Genomic DNA, 19,863 nt, shown 5'->3' with positions numbered 1-19,863 from the left:
TATACGATTAATATCAACACCTTCTGAAAGTTTTTATTGCATGTTGCTATTTATTCACAGTTTTATGATTGCAAAATGACAATAAGCTATCGCATCATTACTCACATTGTTTCGGTTTTAACGCAAGTCTATGAAGTGTGAACGTGGTATTGGTTTTCTAGCACTAATTTTTTCAATTTTAGTGATTGGTGTGTTTATTGCCTTTAGTATCTATCTGATCCGTTTGGATAATATTATTCGCAATAAATTTGAAGGTCAGCGTTGGGATATTCCTGCCAAGGTATTTGCTCGTCCATTAGAAATCTATGCGAATGCACCCATTACTCAAGATAATTTTGTCCAAGAATTAAAATTACTGGGCTATAAAAATACCACGAACTATGAAAAGTCAGGAAGTTACATCATTCAAGGCAACCAAATGTATGTTCATACACGTGGTTTTGACTATGGTGATAGTAATGAACCTGAACAGGTGCTTGAGATTGCTTTCAATCAAGGTCAAGTCGGTGAAATTCGTTCCACTAAACCTTCGAACACTGGTATTGCTCGTTTAGAACCCCTATTAATCGGTGGTATCTATCCACAACATAATGAAGACCGTGTTCTCATTAAACTAAATAAAGTACCAAAAACACTAATTGAAGCATTAATTTCAACAGAAGACCGAAATTTTTATCACCATCATGGTGTTTCTATTCGAGGTACAGCACGTGCCTTAGTCAGTAATGCAACTGGTGGTCGACGTCAAGGTGGCTCGACATTAACCCAACAATTAGTTAAAAATTTCTATCTTTCACCAGAAAAAACGCTCAAACGTAAAGTCAATGAAGCTCTTATGGCGTTGTTGATTGAGCTGCATTACAGCAAAGATGAAATTCTAGAAGCCTATTTAAATGAAGTAAATTTAGGTCAAAATGGTAATTACTCAATTAACGGTTATGGCTTAGCTTCACAATTCTATTTTGGTTTGCCTCTGAGTGAATTAAATATTTCCCAACAAGCCTTTTTGGTTGGTTTAGTACAGGGTCCAACTTTATATAACCCTTGGCGTAATCCTGAAGCGGCAAAAAAACGCCGTGATGTTGTATTAAACAATATGATGGTGATGGGCTATTTATCCGAAACAGAATATCAAGATGAAATCTCACGTCCTTTAAATATTGTGAGTAAACCAACTTTAGGGCCTGCAAAATTCCCAGATTTCCTTGATATCGTACGTCGTCAATTACGTACAGAATATCAAGAAAGTGATATTACCAATCAAGGCTTGAAAATTTTCACAACGCTTGACCCGATTGCACAGACACAAGTTCAAAATGCTTTTAAAGACTCTGTTGAACGTTTAGCAAAAGCAAATCCAGCACGTTTGAAAAACTTACAAGGCGCTGTGCTTGTAGCTCATCCTGAGAATGGTGAATTGGTTGCTGCTGTTGGTTCAACCCAAGATTTTACTGGCTTTAACCGTACACTAGACGCTAAACGTCAAGTCGGTTCGTTGTTAAAACCTATTATTTATCTAAATGCGATCGAATCCGGACGTTATACGTGGGCGAGTCCGATTGAAGATAGTGCCGTTAATATTCCAGTTGAGGGCGATAAGAGTTGGACACCAAAAAATTATAGTGGTGGTGAACACGGTGTTGTACCTATGCAACAAGCCTTGGCAAATTCATATAACCTATCTGCTGTTCGTTTAGGAAATGAATTTGGATTATCAGCATTTTCAAATAAGCTAAAACAATTTGGTGTCAGTTCAAATATCCCAGCTTATCCATCTATCTATTTGGGTGCAGTAAATATGTCTCCAATGGAAGTACTTGGAATTTATGGTAATTTTGCAACAGGTGGTTTCAAATATCCTCCTCGCTCTATTCGTACTGTTGTTGATGCAAAAGGACATTTGCTTGAACGTTATAGCTTAAATGTTCAACAAACGATTGATCCTGCTGCTGCCTATATTTTGAACTACGGTTTACAACAAGTTATGCGTTCAGGTACTGGACGATCAGCTTATGGCAGCTTACCTGAAACCTTAAATTTAGCTGGTAAATCTGGCACTACCAATGATACACGCGATTCATGGTTCGCTGGTTATTCAGGCAATCATGTCGCTGTCGTCTGGTTAGGTCTGGACGATAATAAAGTTACTGGTCTCACAGGTTCATCAGGTGCATTACCTGTCTGGACCAATGTAATGAAACAGCTTCGTCAAGAACCCGTCAATTTTCGTCAAACTGACAATGTAGAATGGCAATGGATAGACAGCGCAACTGGTGATTTATCGGCGCAGGGTTGTGATGGCGCAATGTATATTCCCCTACTTCGACAAACTGTACCTCGTCGTGCAACCCTATGCGGCCAATCACATTATGAAGTTGAACCAACCAATATCCCATCCGAGGAAGACACTCAGGGGGATCATTATGGTGATGGCAATACCAATTATATTCGAGAAAGTGAAAATCAAATGGACACCGATTTATCCAATCATAATTCTACACGTGTGATTTCGAGCGGTAGTTATAGCGGTGAAAACTAAGTTACAAGGATGATTGGACATGATGAAGAAAATAACGATTGTGATTGGTGTATTGCTGCTTGCAGGTTGTAATTCAGCACCGCCTCCAAATAAAAAAGTGGTAATAAAATTGGGAGAACCACCAAGTACGTCAAACACGCAGAAAAAGAAAACTACTCCGCCCGCGTCGAATGTAAAAATTACGCCGTATGAGCAGAAAGAAATAAAGCGTCAAAAGGTAACAGTGGTTGTTCCTGAGCAAAAAGTACAGCAAAAGTTCAATGATGGGAGTCAATTACCAGCATTTAGAACATTAATGCAAAAAACCCAAGTCGCTTATAAGCAACAGCAACTTGCGGAAGCAGAACGTTATGCTCTTCAAGCTCAACGTATTGCTCCCCAAGCGACCGAAACTTATTTGTATTTGGCACTGATTGCAGACCAACGCAAACAATATGCAAATGCGGAAGCTTTGGCACGTCGAGGTTTAAGCTATGCGCAAAGTAACTCGATGAAAAAACAACTTTGGTTTATTGTGCTCCGAGCAAGTGAAGCACGTAATCACCCTGTAAAAGCCCAAGAAGCTAAAAAAGCAATTCAAGCGTTATAAAAAGTTTGATCAATCAATTGAACTAAATTGACGAATCCCAGCAAGCCCATAAGCATGATGTTTTTGGGCTTGTTCTAAATCTTCAGGTGCGACACCACCTAAAGCAAAAACTGGAATATCACTCTGCTGAGCTAATGCAGCAAAGTCATTCCAACCCAATACTTTTGCATTTGGATGTGTTTCAGTCGCTTTCACAGGACTCAAAAATACGGCATCACAACCTATATGTTGTGCATGTTGTAATGAAACAGCATCATGACAGGCTGCAATAAAACGTTTACCAACAATCAATTCACCTTTTTTAAGTGCCATTAATTGTGATTGTTTAAGATGAATTGTCTTCACTCTAGACTGTAGAACCATGTTGATATTTTGATAAATATCAGTATTGATTATAATTTTTTGTAATTTTTCATCAGTTAAAACCTCTAACTGCTGTTCAATCTGTTCAATTTCAGCTGTTTGGATGCGCCAATACATTTGAAAATTATGATGTGGTAGTGCATCAATTTGATCACTGATCTTAATCAAATGAGACCAGATTAATCGTTCCAGAATTACAGCATTTGCCTTCGGAAAGTTTAAACTCGCTAGTTGATCGCGTTGATACCAAGTCCAAGGTTGATGAATTTGATTGAGCATTTCCTCAGGTACGTGTGCATGAAAAAGATGTAAATTAACAATAACATCTTCATATTCATGACGAATAATATCAAACGGATGCCACTCTTTTAAACCAATACCTACTTCCTCATAAATCTCTCTACGACAAGCTTGTTCAGGTGATTCCCCTAATTCGACTTTTCCACCAGGAAATTCATGTTTATTACCTTGATGTTGATCTGCTTGTCGCCAACCCACTAACACTTTAGATTTATGCAGTAAAATTGCAATCGCAACATCAACTATAGCTTTTGCCATAACAATCTAATATCTCTATTTTTTTCACAATAATTTTAATGAATTTAACAACGATTTCACATGCTAAAAACATCAATAATCAATGATTTTGTAAATTCTTGAAATTTACGTTGACAGGTCTATTCGATAATGATTATCATTTAAATCAATAGAAAACACACCACGGAGCATAACAAATGAACGCACCATTTAACCTATTTACACGTAGCACAGATGCAGCTCAATCATTGCCAATGTTGCATTCCAATAATCTTTTTGCCTTAGGTCGGGAAATACGCATAATGCATGTGGGTGAAGAATACCGCTTGCGTTTAACACGTAATAATCGTCTGATTTTAACGAAGTAATATAATAACAACCGCATAATAATAAACGTGGAAATAGCAGTATGTCAGCGCGTACTGCTTTTTTTGTTTGATCAAACAAGTGGGACAACCTCTTTAAAACAAATGAAGATGAGGTGAATCTGAAGATCAATAATTTGCTTAACTTAAAGGAACAACACGCAATACTTCTTCTAACGTGGTTGCACCTTCAATGACTTTGCGTGCACCTGCAATCCGCAGTGGCTCAACACCTTCTTTCTTGGATTGTGCTTTCAGATCATTCAGTGTGCCATGAGCACTAATAATAGACTTCAACTCTAAACTTACTGGCATAAATTCATAAATACCTACACGGCCTTTATAACCTGTATGGCGACATGCTTCGCATCCAACTGCTTTATACATCGTCGTTGGCATATCCATCATATAATCAAAAGTAAGATGCTCCCACTCTTGTTCATTAATTGCCGTTTCTTGCTTACAAAGTGGGCAGAGTCGGCGCACCAAACGTTGTGCTAGAACACCTAAAATCGTTGCTGCAGTTAAAAATGGTTGTACGCCTAAATCATGCAAACGGGTCAGACTTGAAGGTGCATCATTAGTATGCAAAGTTGAAAGAACCAAATGTCCTGTTAATGCTGCTTGAATCGCCATATTTGCGGTGTCATGGTCACGAATCTCTCCCACCATGATAATGTCAGGATCTTGACGCATCAGTGCGCGAACACCATCGGCGAAACCAAGTTCGATATTTGGATTCACCTGCATCTGGTTAAAACTTGGTTCCAACATTTCAATCGGATCTTCAATGGTACAGACATTCACTTGTTCAGTTGCTAATTGCTTTAAAGACGAATATAGCGTTGTGGTTTTACCTGAACCTGTTGGCCCCGTCACCAAGATAATACCGTGGCTATGCTGTGTCAGTTGCTGCCAACTGTGTAATAAATGCCCTTCAAATCCTAATTGCTGAAAACTACGCACTAATACTTCAGGATCAAAAATACGCATGACCAACTTTTCACCAAAAGCAGTTGGCAACGTAGAAAGACGTAATTCCGTTTCTTGACCTTTCGGTGTACGTGTTTTTAAACGTCCATCTTGTGGTTTACGCTTTTCCGCAACATTCATACGACCTAAGATTTTAATACGGGAAATCACTGCTGTAAGCGTATTGGCTGGCATATTATAAATTGTATGCAATACACCATCGATACGGAAACGTACCTTGCCTTTGTCTTTGCGAGGCTCCAAATGAATATCACTTGCACCCTGCTCAAAAGCAAATTGCAATACCCAATCAACCAGTTTCACAATATGCTGGTCATTGGCATCAGGGTTTTGTGTATCGCCTAATTGCAGTAAAGCTTCGACCCCCTTATTGTCACGGTCAAAAGCACTTGTGCCTTGAGAAGAGCTCACCGCTCGACTAACTTGATAATATTCAATCAAATAACGTTGTAGCTGTTCTGGATTTAATAGTACAGCTTCAACTTTTTTTGGGCTCAAACTTCTTTCTAAATTATTTTTCCATTCCATCATAAATGGCTGATCTGTACCGATTAAAATACGATCAGAGTGAACTTCTACTGCCAAAATATGATTTCGAGCTGCAAACTCTTGAGACATAACACTGGTTAATGCCGTCACATCAGCCTTTAGAGGATCAATGACAAACAAAGGAACATGCGATTTTTCAGCTAACCATAGACATAGACGATTGAGTGTTAAAATGGTTTCTGGATTTAATTGATCTTTCAGATTAAATTTTGCAACCCATTGTAAAGGATGCCACTTCAATTCATCTTTTTGACGATGTGTTGTTTGTACTAGTAATTTATCCCGTTCAGTGATTCGTCCATCTTTTTGTAATTGTTCTAAGCACCAAAAAATATCGATTTGAAAATTAAACGTCATTGTTATACCCCAAGTTATTTCTATAATATAACAGAGATTTATTAAAATCTCCCAGATCATTTCATGACTCAAGAATGATTAAATGCACTTTAAAAAACATATAGATAACTTAGCCATAAAAGTAAAAAGGGTTAAGATAGAGCGATGCATTTATGTAATTTTAAAGTATATAAATTCAACTCAATTTTGCCTAAACAATAACGATGATCCTCTAAGCGAAAGGATACGACATGACTGATTTACTTGATTTATCAATACAAAATACGGCTTTAAGTCAGTTAATCATGATTTTTGCTGTATCGCTCGGTTGTGGATTATTGATCGGTTTAGAACGAGAACAAAGCAAAGCTAAACGTAAGACCAAAACCTTTGCTGGTTTTAGAACCTTTGCAATTAGCTCTCTTTTAGGAACACTGTGCTTTTTATTTAATTTAGAAATAGGAATTACGGGGGCAATTTTAATTGGTGCTATAAGTATTGCATCACTTAAAAATCAACCTGATGATCCTGGTGTGACTACTGAACTTGCACTCATAATGACCTATTTCATTGGTGCTGTTTGCATATGGAATATCAATTTAGCTGCTGGGCTTGCAGTGACGCTGACCATTCTACTTTTTGCGAAACAATCACTTCACGGGCTCGCAAACCAGTGGATTAATGAAAGTGAATTAAGGGATGGCGTGCTACTACTGGCTTTAATACTGATTGCACTGCCCTTAGTGCCTAACCAAGCTTTTTGGGGACCTGTATTAAATCCCTATACAATTTTGAAATTATTAAGCCTCATACTATTTGTACAAGCATTAGCACATTTTGCCAAAAGACTTTTATCATCAAAAAATGCACTCGTCTTTTCTGCTTTGGCATCTGGTTTTGTCTCAAGCACAGCAACTATCGCAAATCTGGGTATGGAAGTTCGTAACAACGGTGCGAACTCTCATGTAAATGCTGGTGCTGCCTTGATGTCCTGCGTATCTACGCTTATTCAAATGCTCATTATTGTTGCAAGCATTAGCTTGGCTTGGTTCAAAATCATATTTTTGCCAACTATCATTTCTACCATCGTTCTATCTATTTGGGCTTTATATTTGATGCGGACATCTATTGGCGATGGTGAAACAATCGTAACCAATGATAGCAGCCGCATGTTCAGCTTCAAAAATGCCATCATTATTACTTTTGCCTTATCAGCAATTCAAGCCGCGGTATATGCTCTCAGCCTTTGGCTTGGTAGTTCAGGTCTGATTTTAGGTACATTAATCGCATCTCTTTTTGAAATACATGCGGCAATTGCTGCAATCGTTGTCCAAGCAGAGCCTGATACCGTTCAAGCAACAACACTTATGATTGCATTAATGATCGGACTTGCTGCTCATGCTTTAGCGAAAAGTATCAACGCTGCGCTAACAGGAGGATATAAATTTGCTCTTGCTTTTATTCCAGCCCAAATCATACATATGACTGTGTTAATTATCATGTTCTGGATGCAACAACACTAATATTAATGCTAATTGAGAGTTTCAAGGTTTAATATGTTGATCTTTTCATCGTCAACATTAAAACTCACATCGAACGTGGAAAACTTCATTTTATAAATTCGACTCGCATCATCATGATAAGCAGGCCGTGGATCTAAAGATAAAACTTGTTCTAACTCGTCAAAGATTCTCGGCTGAGTGTCATTCTCTTGAATGAACTTGTGCTTAATCGATTGTGCTAATTCGCTCCATAGAACACGCTTTCGAATCGGCTCGTCTTGCGCATAGCCACTGACTGAATCCATCACAGCATCTGAATAATGGATATAAGGTTTAATATCCAAAATTGGAGTTTTATTGAGTAAATCACTTCCCATCACATACATTCGAACACTCTTAGCACATTTTTCAACACGTAAAAAGCGAACGACCGACAGACCTATAGGAGATGGACGATACATACTCCTCGTTGCAAATACTCCAATTTTTTGATTACCACCTAATCTAGGTGGACGTACTTGTGGACGGAATTTAGACATTTGATTCAAGGAGTTATCAGTATTTTTATTATCATGGAATTGCCACAATAACCATAAATGACTGAAGTCTTCAATTCCCTCAAATGCCGAAAGATCATTATAAGGTTCTGACAACTCTATATAGGACTCCACCTGCACCAAATTTGGCTGTCTTGGAATACCAAATTTCTCCTGATAAGGAGAATGCATATAACCGATGATCGGCATGACCACAGAATTGCTCATCACTTTTTCTTATAAACACAATTAAATATATTCAGTTTATAGAGAATGATTTTAGATTAGAATAGCAATCTGTTTCTTTTAACTGTGATCGAGACCTTTAATGGCTGCTTTTAACGTTGAACGCATTACTCATGTTCACCACTGGAATGACACGCTTTTCAGTTTTAAAACCACGCGCGATACAAGCTTACGTTTTAAAAATGGTCAGTTTGTGATGATCGGACTTGAAGTGAATGGTAAGCCTTTAATGCGTGCGTATTCGATTGCGAGTGCGAATTATGAAGAAGAACTCGAATTCTTCTCAATTAAAGTACAAGATGGTCCACTCACTTCTATCTTACAAAAAGTACAAGTGGGCGACGAAATCCTTATTTCTAAAAAACCTACAGGTACTCTTGTACATGATGATTTATTGCCAGGTAAAAACCTATATCTGTTATCTTCAGGTACAGGACTAGCACCATTCTTGGCTTTATTACGTGATCCTGAAACATATGAAAAATTTGAAAAAGTGATCATGGTTCACGGTACGCGTTATGTATCAGAGCTTGCATACCAAGATTTAATCTTAAATGAACTACCAAACCATGAGTTCTTTGAAGAATTGGGTATCAAAGATAAATTAATCTACTATCCAACAGTGACTCGTGAACCTTTCCACACCCAAGGTCGCGTTACAACCGCAATTGAATCTGGTCAATTATTTGAAAAAATTGGTTTGCCACGTTTCAATCGTGAAACTGACCGTGCAATGCTTTGTGGTAGCCCTGCTTTCCTAAAAGACGTGGCTGCTTTACTTGACCAACATGGTTTGGTTGAATCCCCTCGTATGGGTGTAATGGGTGATTATGTTATTGAACGTGCATTTGTTGAAAAATAAACGTCAATAACGATATAAAAGAAACCGAGATGATCCCTCGGTTTCTTTTTATCTCTCTGTACACGACAAATTTCATAGGGCCCTTGTCCTATCAGGCTTTTTCTTCCTTAAAATTGCGAGCACTTTCTTAAATTCTTCTTTTTTCCAAAACCAATCAAACGTAGAATAGCCATCTGAACATAGTGCAAACCGTAGCGAAATAAACTTACTGAAAGTCGTCCATGCTTCTTTATTTTTATCACTTTTTTCCGATCATGTTGCCATTCACCTGTTAAATAGCACCAACATAAAACGATAGCTAGCACTGCTATCAATTCCTTGACTCGTCTAGGGTCTGTTAAACGAGTATTTTCAAGATTGAATCCACGTCCTTTGAGACAACTAAATAAGGTTTCGATTTCCCAGCGTAATGCATAATCACGAATAGCTGAAGCATTAAACATAGGAGAAACAACAAGTAAAAGTTCTCCATCTTCTAATCGTAGCGCACTAATATACAGTTTCACTCGACCGACCCAAATACGTCGTTTACGACATTCAGTTTGACCAACTTGAAGATGACGAAATAAATCACTAAATTTATGATTCTTGGCTAAGTGATTGGTCACAATAAAGTGTTTTTAACACGTATACAAAAGTTAATGTCATTTTCAATTAACAGCTCTGTTTTACAATTAATGCCAGCATAATCAGTGTAAAACATTTTGCATGTGACTTGTTCCACTTTAGATATTTGTTTAAGATGAGATGTAAATCATTGAAATATTTCATCATATTGGTCGTTAGAAAACAAGTATTATGCCATTATTTCAATGAGTTATCTTTTTTTGTCGTGTACAAAGAAAAAAGCCCATTGGCATGAGCTTTTTAAATAGTTACTTTAATTATTCATGTATGTATCACTGAATGCTTAACTCATCGTCTTTAGCAATTACGACTGAGGTAACAATTGGAATACCTAAGATCACAGGAACTACAATAATCCACAAATCTGTGGTTAATTTGCTTGAGAAGAAGAACTGAATAACGATAGCAGCCAAGATAAGTACTGAAAGGAGGACAGCCATAAAGCGAATCGCAAATTTAAGAAGCATTTCTAATCCTATGTGATTGTAATGGTTAATTTGAGTATACGCCTTGTATCACGTTTTATGCATTGATTTTTCACTGTAAAAGTTGTATTTCAAATGAATTTTTAAATAATTGCCTAGTGTAGTGTCTTGCTCTTCCTCTATGAAACAAATAGAACTTTAAGTGGGTACACTCCTCTCCATTACCAATCCGTAGCCTGTTAACTACTCGCTTAGGTTTCCCATCTTTTGTATCAAACCGACTCGTTCAACATACATCTAAAATGTCTCTCACTTATATCAGTTTTATCTCCTAAACACTTGTGGGGAAAAGACAGAAATTTTCTATCCTACTAATAGTTATTTGAATACAAAACTAAGATCTCATTCGCAGTTTCTATAAAAAATGAGATAATACCCCTAAGTTTTAAATATTATTAAATACCTTTCATATTAATTTAATATAATTAACTTATTATAACTCTCCAAATAGAAAGATTGATCAAATAGGCATTTTCGGATCAATAACCAATCAAAAGAAATAAATATTAATAAAACCTATTGAATTTTAATTTAAAAAAAATCATTATGTATCAATATTGTTAATTAATGTAATAATAAGTTAGAAGATGCCTCACTCAGCAATAAAATTCAAAAATGAAAAAGATTACTCATTTTTCTCCCAAACTGAGAATATCGGAAATCAATCTGAATTTATAGAACTTCATTTAGAAAAAATGAGTCATAAATCTACACTTTGGATGGATGCTGCGGTCATTGCAACATTTTCTTTTGGTTTCTTTAATAGCTTAAATAATGAGCTTAGAAACAAAATAATTGATTCATTAATGCTCATCAAAGCGAATCAACTCGAACCAATTCTCTTCCAAAGTTCAAATATAGTTGATGATAAAGGATTCTCACTTCATCACACCTTGATGTATGAATTAAACAATTTAAACGCTATAAAATTTTTATTTAATAAAGACTGGAATATTCATGAATTTAATAACGCATGCCAAATAATCATGAGAGAATTAACAGCATTTGAAATGAATCTAAGTAATCAAATTTCAAATTTACTAAACAATAATTTAATTTGTAATTTACTTATTTGTACAGTAGATGTTAACTTCGATACCATTTACACCATTCGTTAATATCAACCATTTGGATTGCTAATGATCAGTTAAAATAATTCGTTAGCAATTTCATTTATCATATTATTTGTTAAGAAAAAATTAATAACAAATCTTATTTAAAATAAACTATTTTCGAAATTAAATTGGGAATTTAATTATCCTTTTGCGAACAAAACCACATTCGCTCTTTTCATCTCTAAAGCTAATTTTCTGATATGCTACTGAACTAGCTGAATTAGAATTTCATCAGAGGATAAGTGTAATGCTGAGTTGGTTTGAAAAATTAGTTGATCCTTACCCAACGAAAGATTTAAACAAACCATTACCGACTACTTTTTTTGCTTTTGTTTGGCAATCAACGAAAGGAGTCAGACCATTCCTCTTTTTACTTATTGCTTGTACAGCTGCTGCAGCGTGCTTTGAGGCATTATTCTTTTCTTATATTGGTAAACTAGTTGATTGGCTCACTAAAAGTCAGCCTAATACCTTTTTAGAAACGAATCATGAAAATCTAACTATTCTCATAAGTATTTTATTCGCAAATATTTTCTTCGTAAGTTTGCAATCTATCGTCAAACACCAAGTGTTATTTAGTAATTTTCCAATGCGTATGCGCTGGTTATTCCATAACTTATTGTTGCAACAAACCTTAGATTTTTTCCACACTGACTTCGCTGGCCGCTTGTCTGCCAAAGTTATGCAAACTGCATTAGCAGTTCGTGAATTTTGGATGATCCTTGGTGACATGTTGGTTTATGTACTGATTTACTTTATTACGATTAGCTTTGTATTAGGCTCTATTTCGCCTGTTTTAATCGTCCCATTACTTTTATGGCTGATCTTATTTATCGCGATTGCCAGTTATTTCATTCCTCGTCTTGGTAAAGTTTCACAACAACAGGCAGATGCGCGCGCTATTATGACTGGACGCGTTACCGATGCTTATACCAATATTCAAACTGTGAAATTGTTTGCACATGCTGGTCGTGAAAGTCAGTATGCAAAAGAGTCCATGCAAGAATTTATGGTCACTGTTTATAAACAGATGCGCTTAGCTGTGAAATACCAAATCAGCATTCGTTTACTCAGTGCTTTTCTCTTTATTGGCGTGATTGGTAGTTCTGTTTGGTTATGGACCCAAGGTCAAGCTGCTATTGGTGTAATTGCAGCAACCACGGCGATGGTTTTAAAACTCGATAGCCTAGCAGAATTCATCATGTGGCACATCACCATGCTGTTTGAAAATGTTGGTACCATTCAAGATGGTATGAAAACTCTAGGTAAGCCTATCCAGATTCAAGATAAAAAAGATGCAACTGAACTAAAAGTTCAACAGGGTGAAATTCGTTTTGAAGATGTTAGTTTTGCTTATAATCAAAAAAATGTAATTGATCATTTTAATCTTACGATTAAGCCTGGTGAGAAAATAGGTATTGTTGGTCGTTCTGGTGCGGGTAAATCTACCCTTATTCAGCTACTTTTGCATTTTTATGATATTAATCAGGGTCGTATCTTGATTGATGGACAAAACATCCATGATGTTACACAAGATAGTTTACGTGCAAATATTGCACTGGTCACTCAAGATACTTCTCTATTACATCGTACGGTAGCTGAAAATATCAAATATGGTCGCCCTAATGCGACTGAAGCAGAGATTCAGCTTGCTATCAAAAAAGCTAAAGCAGAAGAATTTATTCCACAATTGACTGATCAGAAAGGACGTGTTGGATTTGATGCTTATGTCGGCGAGCGTGGCGTAAAACTTTCTGGCGGCCAACGTCAACGTATTGCTATTTCTAGAGTTTTCTTGAAAGACGCACCTATTCTTATTTTAGACGAAGCAACAAGTGCGCTTGACTCAGAAGTTGAAGCCGCGATTCAAAGCAGTTTAAATGACTTAATGGTTGGCAAAACAGTCATTGCAATTGCACACCGTTTATCTACTATTGCTCAAATGGATCGTCTCATTGTACTTGATCAAGGCAAAATTGCTGAACAAGGTACACATGAGCAGCTTATTGCAAATGATGGCTTGTATGCACAATTATGGAAACGCCAAACAGGTGGTTTTTTAGTTGAGGAGCGAGCAGTTGCTCAGGACACAGAATAATGTTGTATTTAGAAGACTTAAATATTGGAGATCGCTTCATTAGTCGTGACTATGAAATCACGCTTGAAGAAGTGAAACAATTTGCAAGCCAGTATGACCCCCAACCATTTCATTTAGATGAGCAAGCAGCTGAGCAACATCCTATTTTTCAAGGTTTAGCTGCCAGCGGCTGGCATACCTCAGCAATCACAATGCGTTTGTGGACCGAATGTTTTCCCATCGCAGGTGGTTTACTGGGTTCAGAATCTAGTCTTCGTTGGCCTCGCCCTACCCGTGTTGGTGATAAGATTCATGTAGAAATTGAAATTACGGCAATCGTGCCGTCTAAAACCAAAACCGATCGCGGTATCGTCAGTTACGTTACGCAAGCTTTGAACCAACATGGCGATGTGCTATTAATATCAACAACCAAAATAATGGTCTTTAGAAAAGCAGCTTAATTTTGGAGATTGGATGACTCTTTTGTCCAACAATTTTTATGATTGATTATTTTATTTCGTGTAAAGATGTTTCAGACATAAATGTTTAAAAGATATTGGCAAAATTGATGAGCGCCACGGAAAGCACATGCAAACAACTTCAACTCGTCAAGATCAAGGTATACCAGGCGTCTATGGCTTATTGCTATTAGATGTTGTTTCACGCTGGGGATATAGCGATGAAACCTTATTTGCTCCTTTTCATTTAACCAGTGAGCAATTAGCTGACCCAAATTATCGAATTCCTACGCCTATTGCGAATGAATTAGTTAAACATTCCTTGCGTTTAACAGGTGAAAGTACATTAGGATTTCACCTAGGTACGCAAATGCGTATTTCTATTCACGGTTTTATTGGTTATGCCATTATGACTGCGCATGACATTACCGATGCGATTGCACTTGCAAGCCGTTTCATTCAATTACGCTTACCTTTTTTACAACTTTACTTTTCTACTTTTGGATCTAAAGCAACCTTACAACTACAATGTGATATTGAAGTTGAACCATTACGTACTGAAATTATCTTAGGTTTAACGATTGGTATTATGACCATGGCCAAAGCCTTGACAGGAATTGAAGACTTAAAGAGTGAAGTTGATTTAGATTTCCCTGAGCCTGCGGGCTTTGATAAATATCGTGATAAATTAACCAGTACAGTACGTTTTAATCAGCCGCATTTAATTTCGAGTTTTGATAAAAAATACCTCGGTTTAAAAATGGTCAATGCAGATCCAATTGCCAGCCAAATTGCAATTAATCAGTGTGAAACTGAACTTTCTGCTTTAGGCGAACGTCGTCGCCTTGCAATGCGTGTACGTGATATTTTAACCAATTCAGAACAGCATTATTTAAGCATCGAGAGTGTTGCTGAGCTTCTGCATATGTCAGATCGCACTCTCAAACGTCAACTAGCAGCTGAAGGTACATCCTTCTCTACCTTGGTAGATGAAGTACGCTATCGTCATGCAACATCTTTACTATCTAGAACAGATTATAGTTTAGAACAAATTGCTGATGAATTAGGGTATTCTGATGTAGCAAATTTTAGCCGTGCATTTAAGCGCTGGAGTGGACGCAGTCCGAGTAACTGGCGTAAAGACCCTTATTTGTAATATTGCAAAGTGCTTCATTTATAAACACTTTTGTTTTAACTAAAAAACCTGTATAAAGCCAAATAAAATGATACGACAGATTGTTTAAGGAGTTGTCATGAATCATCCAGCAGATTTAAAATATGCACGAACACACGAATGGGTAAGAATCGAAGGTGATTTAGTTGTTACTGGAATCAGTGACCATGCACAGGATGAGTTGGGCGATTTAGTCTATGTGGAAACACCAGAAGTAGGCAGCCATGTGACTGCAACTGAACAGGCGGGTATTGTTGAATCAGTCAAAACTGCTTCTGACATTCATGCCCCTGTTTCAGGCACAGTCGTTGAAGTAAACACTGCGCTTGAAGATGATCCTGATTTTGTTAATGAAGAGCCTTATGGTAAAGGTTGGATTTATAAAATCAAACCAGACAATATGGCTGATGTTGAAAAGCTACTTTCACATAGTGAATATGAATCAGGTTTGTAATTTTAAATAAATTCAAACATTAAAAAGCCCAGTTAAGAACTGGGCTTTTTATTTATGCTTAATTAATTAATTAATTAAGCAACATAATCAACCTGAATACCATCTACTTCTGAAACCAAATTCTCAAAAGAGAAAATTTCATCAAGTTGAGCCTGTGTGAGTAAACCTCGCTCTAGCACAACCTCCTGAATCGTTTTATTCTCTGCAATACATTGCTTACCAATTTCATCGCACAAAGCATGACCTAATAATGGATCGAGCAAAGTAATAATCCCTACACTAAGCATGACCGCATCATGGCATGCTTGTTCATGTGCTTTGATTCCACGTACACATTTTTCATCCAAACTTTGAATCGCATGGGTTAATAGCTCAATTGACTCATTGAGGGAAATTGCAATCACAGGCTCCATGACATTTAACTGTAACTGTCCTGCTTCTGCTGCAAATGTAATCGTAAGATCGTTACCAATCACCTTAAATGCAATCTGATTTACAACTTCTGGAATAACTGGATTTACTTTTGCAGGCATAATTGATGAGCCAGCTTGTAATTCAGGTAATTGGATTTCACCCAAACCAGTACGAGGTCCTGAACTTAGCAAACGTAAATCATTGCTAATCTTTGAAAGTTTACATGCAAGACGTTTTAAGGCACTCGATAAAATAATAAAGACGCCACAATCACTGGTTGCTTCAACATAGTCTTCAGCACCAACTAAATTTAAACCTGTAATTTGTTTCAAACACGAAACTACTTTTACAGCATAGCCTTTAGGTGTATTTACACCAGTACCAATTGCAGTTGCACCTAAATTTACTTCAAGCAACAACTCGCGTGTACGTTTAATCAGGCGGACATCTTCTTTTAATAAAGTTGCAAATGCATGAAATTCTTGCCCAAGTGTCATCGGCACCGCATCTTGAAGTTGGGTACGCCCCATTTTTAAAATATAGCGAAACTCGATTGCTTTATTCTCAAATGAAGTAATCAATTTATCCATTTGTGTGAATAATGCATCTAGAGAACAATAAGTCGATAAACGAATCGCGGTAGGATACACATCATTCGTTGATTGTGATTTGTTGATATGATCATTCGGGTGAATAATGTCATATTGACCTTTTTGATGACCTAATGATTCAAGTGCGATATTGGCAATGACTTCATTCGTGTTCATATTAATCGACGTGCCTGCCCCACCTTGATAAATATCAATTGGAAATGAGTCTTGCCATTTTTGTGTTTCATTAATTAAGTCATCACAAGCTCGCTGAATCGCCAAGCTTTGAGTTTCTGTTAATTTATTAAAACTTAGATTCGCTTGAGCAGATGCTTTCTTCACTTGTGCTAACGCACGAATAAAGTGACTATTTTGTCCAACTTTTTGCGAAGAAATTTTGAAATTTTCAATTGCGCGTAAAGTATGAATTCCGTAATAACAATCTATTGGCACTTCTTTTGCGCCAAGTAAATCATGCTCTATTCTTATGGTTGCTGCTTGAACCGTGTCCACTTTCCATTTCTCTCAGACAATGCACCCTAATGGTGCAAAGAAATAATATGGAAGATTTCAAATAAATTTTCATTAGCAGAATTGCTTAACATTACGAGCTTTTTATAATGTAATTTCTCTGCATTGTTGCTTGTGTAACAACATGTGTTGTCATTTCATTCTATTTTCCTGTTCAAAAATGCCTGTTATTACTATCAATTTTTACCGCCGCAATAATTTGAAACATATAGCCTATTTTTAAGCCGCAAATATCTTTCTTTTATTTAAAAAAAAGTGAGCTTTTTTAGATTTAAAAATTAAGATTCATACGCTTAATTTAAATTACATAAAACACACAAACAATATACAAAAACAAAACAGTATTTTAAAAATCATTCGTGCTTGAATCTGTGGCCTTATCAGTCTTGTTAGAGTAGTGAATCATTTTTGTCTATTCAGATGGGATTGCACAGTTATGGATATGTAAGGACAGGCATCCATTATGAATTTTTCGAATCCCACTGTTGTTGTGTTCGTGGTGTATATTATCGCCATGCTTGGTATCGGTTTATACGCCTATTTTTCTACCAAAAACCTTGATGATTATATTCTTGGAGGACGAAGCCTAGGTAGTTTCGTTACCGCTTTATCTGCGGGTGCATCCGATATGAGTGGCTGGCTACTCATGGGTTTACCTGGGGCAATCTATTTGACAGGCTTATCTGAATCATGGATTGCAATTGGCTTAATCATTGGTGCATGGCTCAACTGGTATCTCGTGGCTGGACGTTTACGCGTTCATACTGAGGTTCAGAATAATGCGCTTACGTTACCAGATTATTTCACTGGTCGTTTTGATGACCAGAAAAAGATCTTACGTGTAACTTCTGCATTGATTATTCTGATCTTTTTCGCGATTTATTGTGCTTCTGGCATGGTAGCTGGTGCACGTCTATTTGAAACATTATTCCACTTACCTTACCAAACCGCTTTATGGCTTGGTGCATTTGCAACTATCGGATATGTTTGTATCGGTGGCTTCTTGGCAATCAGTTGGACTGATACATTCCAAGCTGGTTTGATGATTTTTGCGTTATTGCTTTTACCTATCGTCACATACATGTCTTTGGGTGTAGGTGTCGAAGAATTTACAGCAATTGTTGAGAGTGCACGCCCACATGCTTATGATTTTGTTTCAAATTTAAGTATTGTTGGTATTCTTTCAGCAGCTGCTTGGGGTTTGGGTTATTTTGGACAACCTCACATTCTAGTTCGTTTTATGGCTGCCGATTCTGTTAAATCAATCCCTGCTGCTCGTCGTATCGGTATGACATGGATGATTTTATGCTTGGCAGGTGCAGTTGGTTCTGGTTTTGTCGGGATTGCTTATTTCCACCAACATCCTGAATTTGCCGCGGTTGTAACAGCTAACCCTGAAACAGTATTTATGGAACTCACTAAAATTTTATTCAACCCTTGGGTTGTTGGTGTGATCCTTGCTGCAATTTTATCAGCAGTCATGAGTACCTTAAGTTGTCAGTTATTGGTATGTTCAAGCGCATTAACTGAAGATTTATACAAAGGCTTGATCCGTAAAAATGCAACTCAAAAAGAGTTAGTTTGGATTGGTCGAGGAATGGTACTCGCTGTTGCAATGTTGGCGCTTGCTTTAGCTCAAAACCCCGATAGTAAAGTACTTGGCTTAGTTTCTTATGCTTGGGCTGGCTTCGGTGCTGCTTTCGGTCCATTGATTATCATGTCATTGTTCTGGAAACGTATGACGCTAAACGGCGCTTTAGCGGGTATGGTGATCGGTGCAGTTACAGTGATTGTTTGGAAAAATGTATTTGCTAGTACTGGTATTTATGAAATTATTCCTGGTTTCATTTTTGCCTTGATCAGTATTGTTGTGGTGAGCTTACTTGGTAAAGCACCTAACGCAACTGTGACTAGTCGTTTTGAACAAGCAGATGAAATCTATACGAGAGAAATGAAATAAAATTTCTGAGTAAAATTTAAGGGGGCTTTCGAGCCCCTTTGTTTTATTTAATCTTTTATTAAAATTTGGTTCTTGATTTAATTTTTATTTTAGAGCTGTCTTTCACCACCTGCATCACAGGATAACTACGTGTTTCCTTCACCCCAGGAAGTTGCCATAAAATTTGCCCTGCGATACGACGAAACTCCTCCATCCCTGCGCTACGCAATTTGATCAAAAAGTCAAAGCCACCACTCACCATATGACACTCAACAATTTCAGGATATTGCGTTACCGCATCAATAAAATCCTCGAGCACATTTGGGGTGGTTTTATCTAAAAGCACCTCAACAAACACAAGAAAACTCGCATTTAACTTATTCGGATTGAGTTTTGCCTCATATCCCAAGATAAATTCATCCTTCGTCAACTTTTGGACACGAGCCATCACGGCAGTCGGCGAAAGGTTCACTAATTCAGCCAATTTACTGTTGGAAATTCTTCCATCTGTTTGAAGAATATCCAGAATTTTCAGATCGGTACGATCTAATGTATAAATAGGGCCATTCAACTGAATTTTCC

General features: G+C 37.1%; 17 protein-coding genes and 1 pseudogene. 11 read left to right on the top strand and 7 right to left on the bottom strand.

Annotated elements, in window-relative coordinates; translation table 11 throughout:
• Window positions 1-130 precede the first annotated feature (130 nt).
• On the top strand, window positions 131-2,539 hold the full coding sequence (mrcB, locus tag CDG55_RS07845) for a penicillin-binding protein 1B (protein WP_087535872.1): 2,409 nt from the start codon (window positions 131-133) through the stop codon (window positions 2,537-2,539).
• 19 nt (window positions 2,540-2,558) lie between these two features.
• Window positions 2,559-3,128 (top strand): tetratricopeptide repeat protein, encoded by a 570-nt coding sequence (locus CDG55_RS07840; RefSeq protein ID WP_087535873.1) that lies wholly within the window; start codon window positions 2,559-2,561, stop codon window positions 3,126-3,128.
• 9 nt (window positions 3,129-3,137) lie between these two features.
• Here CDG55_RS07840 and CDG55_RS07835 read toward each other — a convergent pair whose 3' ends face one another.
• Complete coding sequence (locus tag CDG55_RS07835) at window positions 3,138-4,049, bottom strand: thiamine phosphate synthase (RefSeq protein WP_087535874.1); 912 nt, start codon at window positions 4,047-4,049, stop codon at window positions 3,138-3,140.
• A gap of 176 nt (window positions 4,050-4,225) precedes the next feature.
• Here CDG55_RS07835 and hemP point away from each other — a divergent pair, with 176 nt between their 5' ends.
• Window positions 4,226-4,396: a hemin uptake protein HemP gene (hemP, locus tag CDG55_RS07830; protein WP_087535875.1), complete on the top strand. Its 171-nt coding sequence runs from the start codon at window positions 4,226-4,228 to the stop codon at window positions 4,394-4,396.
• 138 nt (window positions 4,397-4,534) lie between these two features.
• On the opposite strand, the gene CDG55_RS07825 is transcribed toward hemP, so the two are convergent.
• Window positions 4,535-6,292: a GspE/PulE family protein gene (locus CDG55_RS07825; protein ID WP_087535876.1), complete on the bottom strand. Its 1,758-nt coding sequence runs from the start codon at window positions 6,290-6,292 to the stop codon at window positions 4,535-4,537.
• 284 nt (window positions 6,293-6,576) lie between these two features.
• Between CDG55_RS07825 and CDG55_RS07820 the strand changes: the two genes are divergently transcribed.
• Window positions 6,577-7,794, top strand: coding sequence for an MgtC/SapB family protein (locus tag CDG55_RS07820; protein WP_416333007.1), 1,218 nt, complete (start codon window positions 6,577-6,579; stop codon window positions 7,792-7,794).
• An 8-nt stretch (window positions 7,795-7,802) separates the two neighbouring features.
• Here the strand turns inward: CDG55_RS07820 and tsaA are convergent, their stop codons facing one another.
• A complete protein-coding gene (gene tsaA / locus CDG55_RS07815; RefSeq protein WP_171287546.1) occupies window positions 7,803-8,519 on the bottom strand; it encodes a tRNA (N6-threonylcarbamoyladenosine(37)-N6)-methyltransferase TrmO in 717 nt (238 codons plus the stop codon).
• Between the two features lie 118 nt (window positions 8,520-8,637).
• Between tsaA and CDG55_RS07810 the strand changes: the two genes are divergently transcribed.
• Entirely contained in the window at window positions 8,638-9,417 is a 780-nt protein-coding gene (locus CDG55_RS07810; RefSeq protein ID WP_005159755.1) for a ferredoxin--NADP reductase, read from the top strand.
• Window positions 9,418-9,489: 72 nt separating this feature from the next.
• Here the strand turns inward: CDG55_RS07810 and CDG55_RS07805 are convergent.
• A pseudogene (locus tag CDG55_RS07805) lies at window positions 9,490-10,188 on the bottom strand (IS4 family transposase).
• A 128-nt stretch (window positions 10,189-10,316) separates the two neighbouring features.
• Window positions 10,317-10,511, bottom strand: coding sequence for a hypothetical protein (locus tag CDG55_RS07800; RefSeq protein WP_087535879.1), 195 nt, complete (start codon window positions 10,509-10,511; stop codon window positions 10,317-10,319).
• Window positions 10,512-11,116: 605 nt separating this feature from the next.
• On the opposite strand from CDG55_RS07800, the gene CDG55_RS07795 reads away from it, so the two are divergent.
• From CDG55_RS07795 to gcvH, 5 genes are all read left to right on the top strand, one after another.
• A complete protein-coding gene (locus CDG55_RS07795; RefSeq protein ID WP_087535880.1) occupies window positions 11,117-11,647 on the top strand; it encodes a hypothetical protein in 531 nt (176 codons plus the stop codon).
• A gap of 244 nt (window positions 11,648-11,891) precedes the next feature.
• A complete protein-coding gene (locus CDG55_RS07790; protein ID WP_087535881.1) occupies window positions 11,892-13,742 on the top strand; it encodes an ABC transporter ATP-binding protein in 1,851 nt (616 codons plus the stop codon).
• On the top strand, window positions 13,742-14,182 hold the full coding sequence (locus CDG55_RS07785; protein ID WP_004662447.1) for a MaoC family dehydratase: 441 nt from the start codon (window positions 13,742-13,744) through the stop codon (window positions 14,180-14,182). The genes CDG55_RS07790 and CDG55_RS07785 overlap by 1 nt, the downstream gene beginning before the upstream one ends.
• Before the next feature lie 127 nt (window positions 14,183-14,309).
• Window positions 14,310-15,335: an AraC family transcriptional regulator gene (locus CDG55_RS07780; RefSeq protein ID WP_087535882.1), complete on the top strand. Its 1,026-nt coding sequence runs from the start codon at window positions 14,310-14,312 to the stop codon at window positions 15,333-15,335.
• 97 nt (window positions 15,336-15,432) lie between these two features.
• Window positions 15,433-15,807, top strand: a complete 375-nt coding sequence (gene gcvH / locus CDG55_RS07775) for a glycine cleavage system protein GcvH (protein ID WP_005159743.1) — start codon at window positions 15,433-15,435, stop codon at window positions 15,805-15,807.
• Between the two features lie 74 nt (window positions 15,808-15,881).
• Here the strand turns inward: gcvH and aspA are convergent, their stop codons facing one another.
• Window positions 15,882-17,324 (bottom strand): aspartate ammonia-lyase, encoded by a 1,443-nt coding sequence (aspA, locus tag CDG55_RS07770; RefSeq protein WP_087535883.1) that lies wholly within the window; start codon window positions 17,322-17,324, stop codon window positions 15,882-15,884.
• Between the two features lie 481 nt (window positions 17,325-17,805).
• Between aspA and putP the strand changes: the two genes are divergently transcribed.
• Window positions 17,806-19,302: a sodium/proline symporter PutP gene (putP, locus tag CDG55_RS07765; protein ID WP_087535884.1), complete on the top strand. Its 1,497-nt coding sequence runs from the start codon at window positions 17,806-17,808 to the stop codon at window positions 19,300-19,302.
• Between the two features lie 58 nt (window positions 19,303-19,360).
• On the opposite strand, the gene CDG55_RS07760 is transcribed toward putP, so the two are convergent.
• Entirely contained in the window at window positions 19,361-19,852 is a 492-nt protein-coding gene (locus CDG55_RS07760; RefSeq protein WP_004662457.1) for an Lrp/AsnC ligand binding domain-containing protein, read from the bottom strand.
• Window positions 19,853-19,863 lie beyond the last annotated feature (11 nt).

Source organism: Acinetobacter sp. WCHA45 (assembly GCF_002165255.2).
In the GTDB taxonomy this organism is placed as follows: Bacteria; Pseudomonadota; Gammaproteobacteria; order Pseudomonadales; family Moraxellaceae; genus Acinetobacter.
The sequence above is the reverse complement of the archived record's forward strand: the minus strand, read 5'-3'. Positions and strand labels throughout refer to the sequence as shown.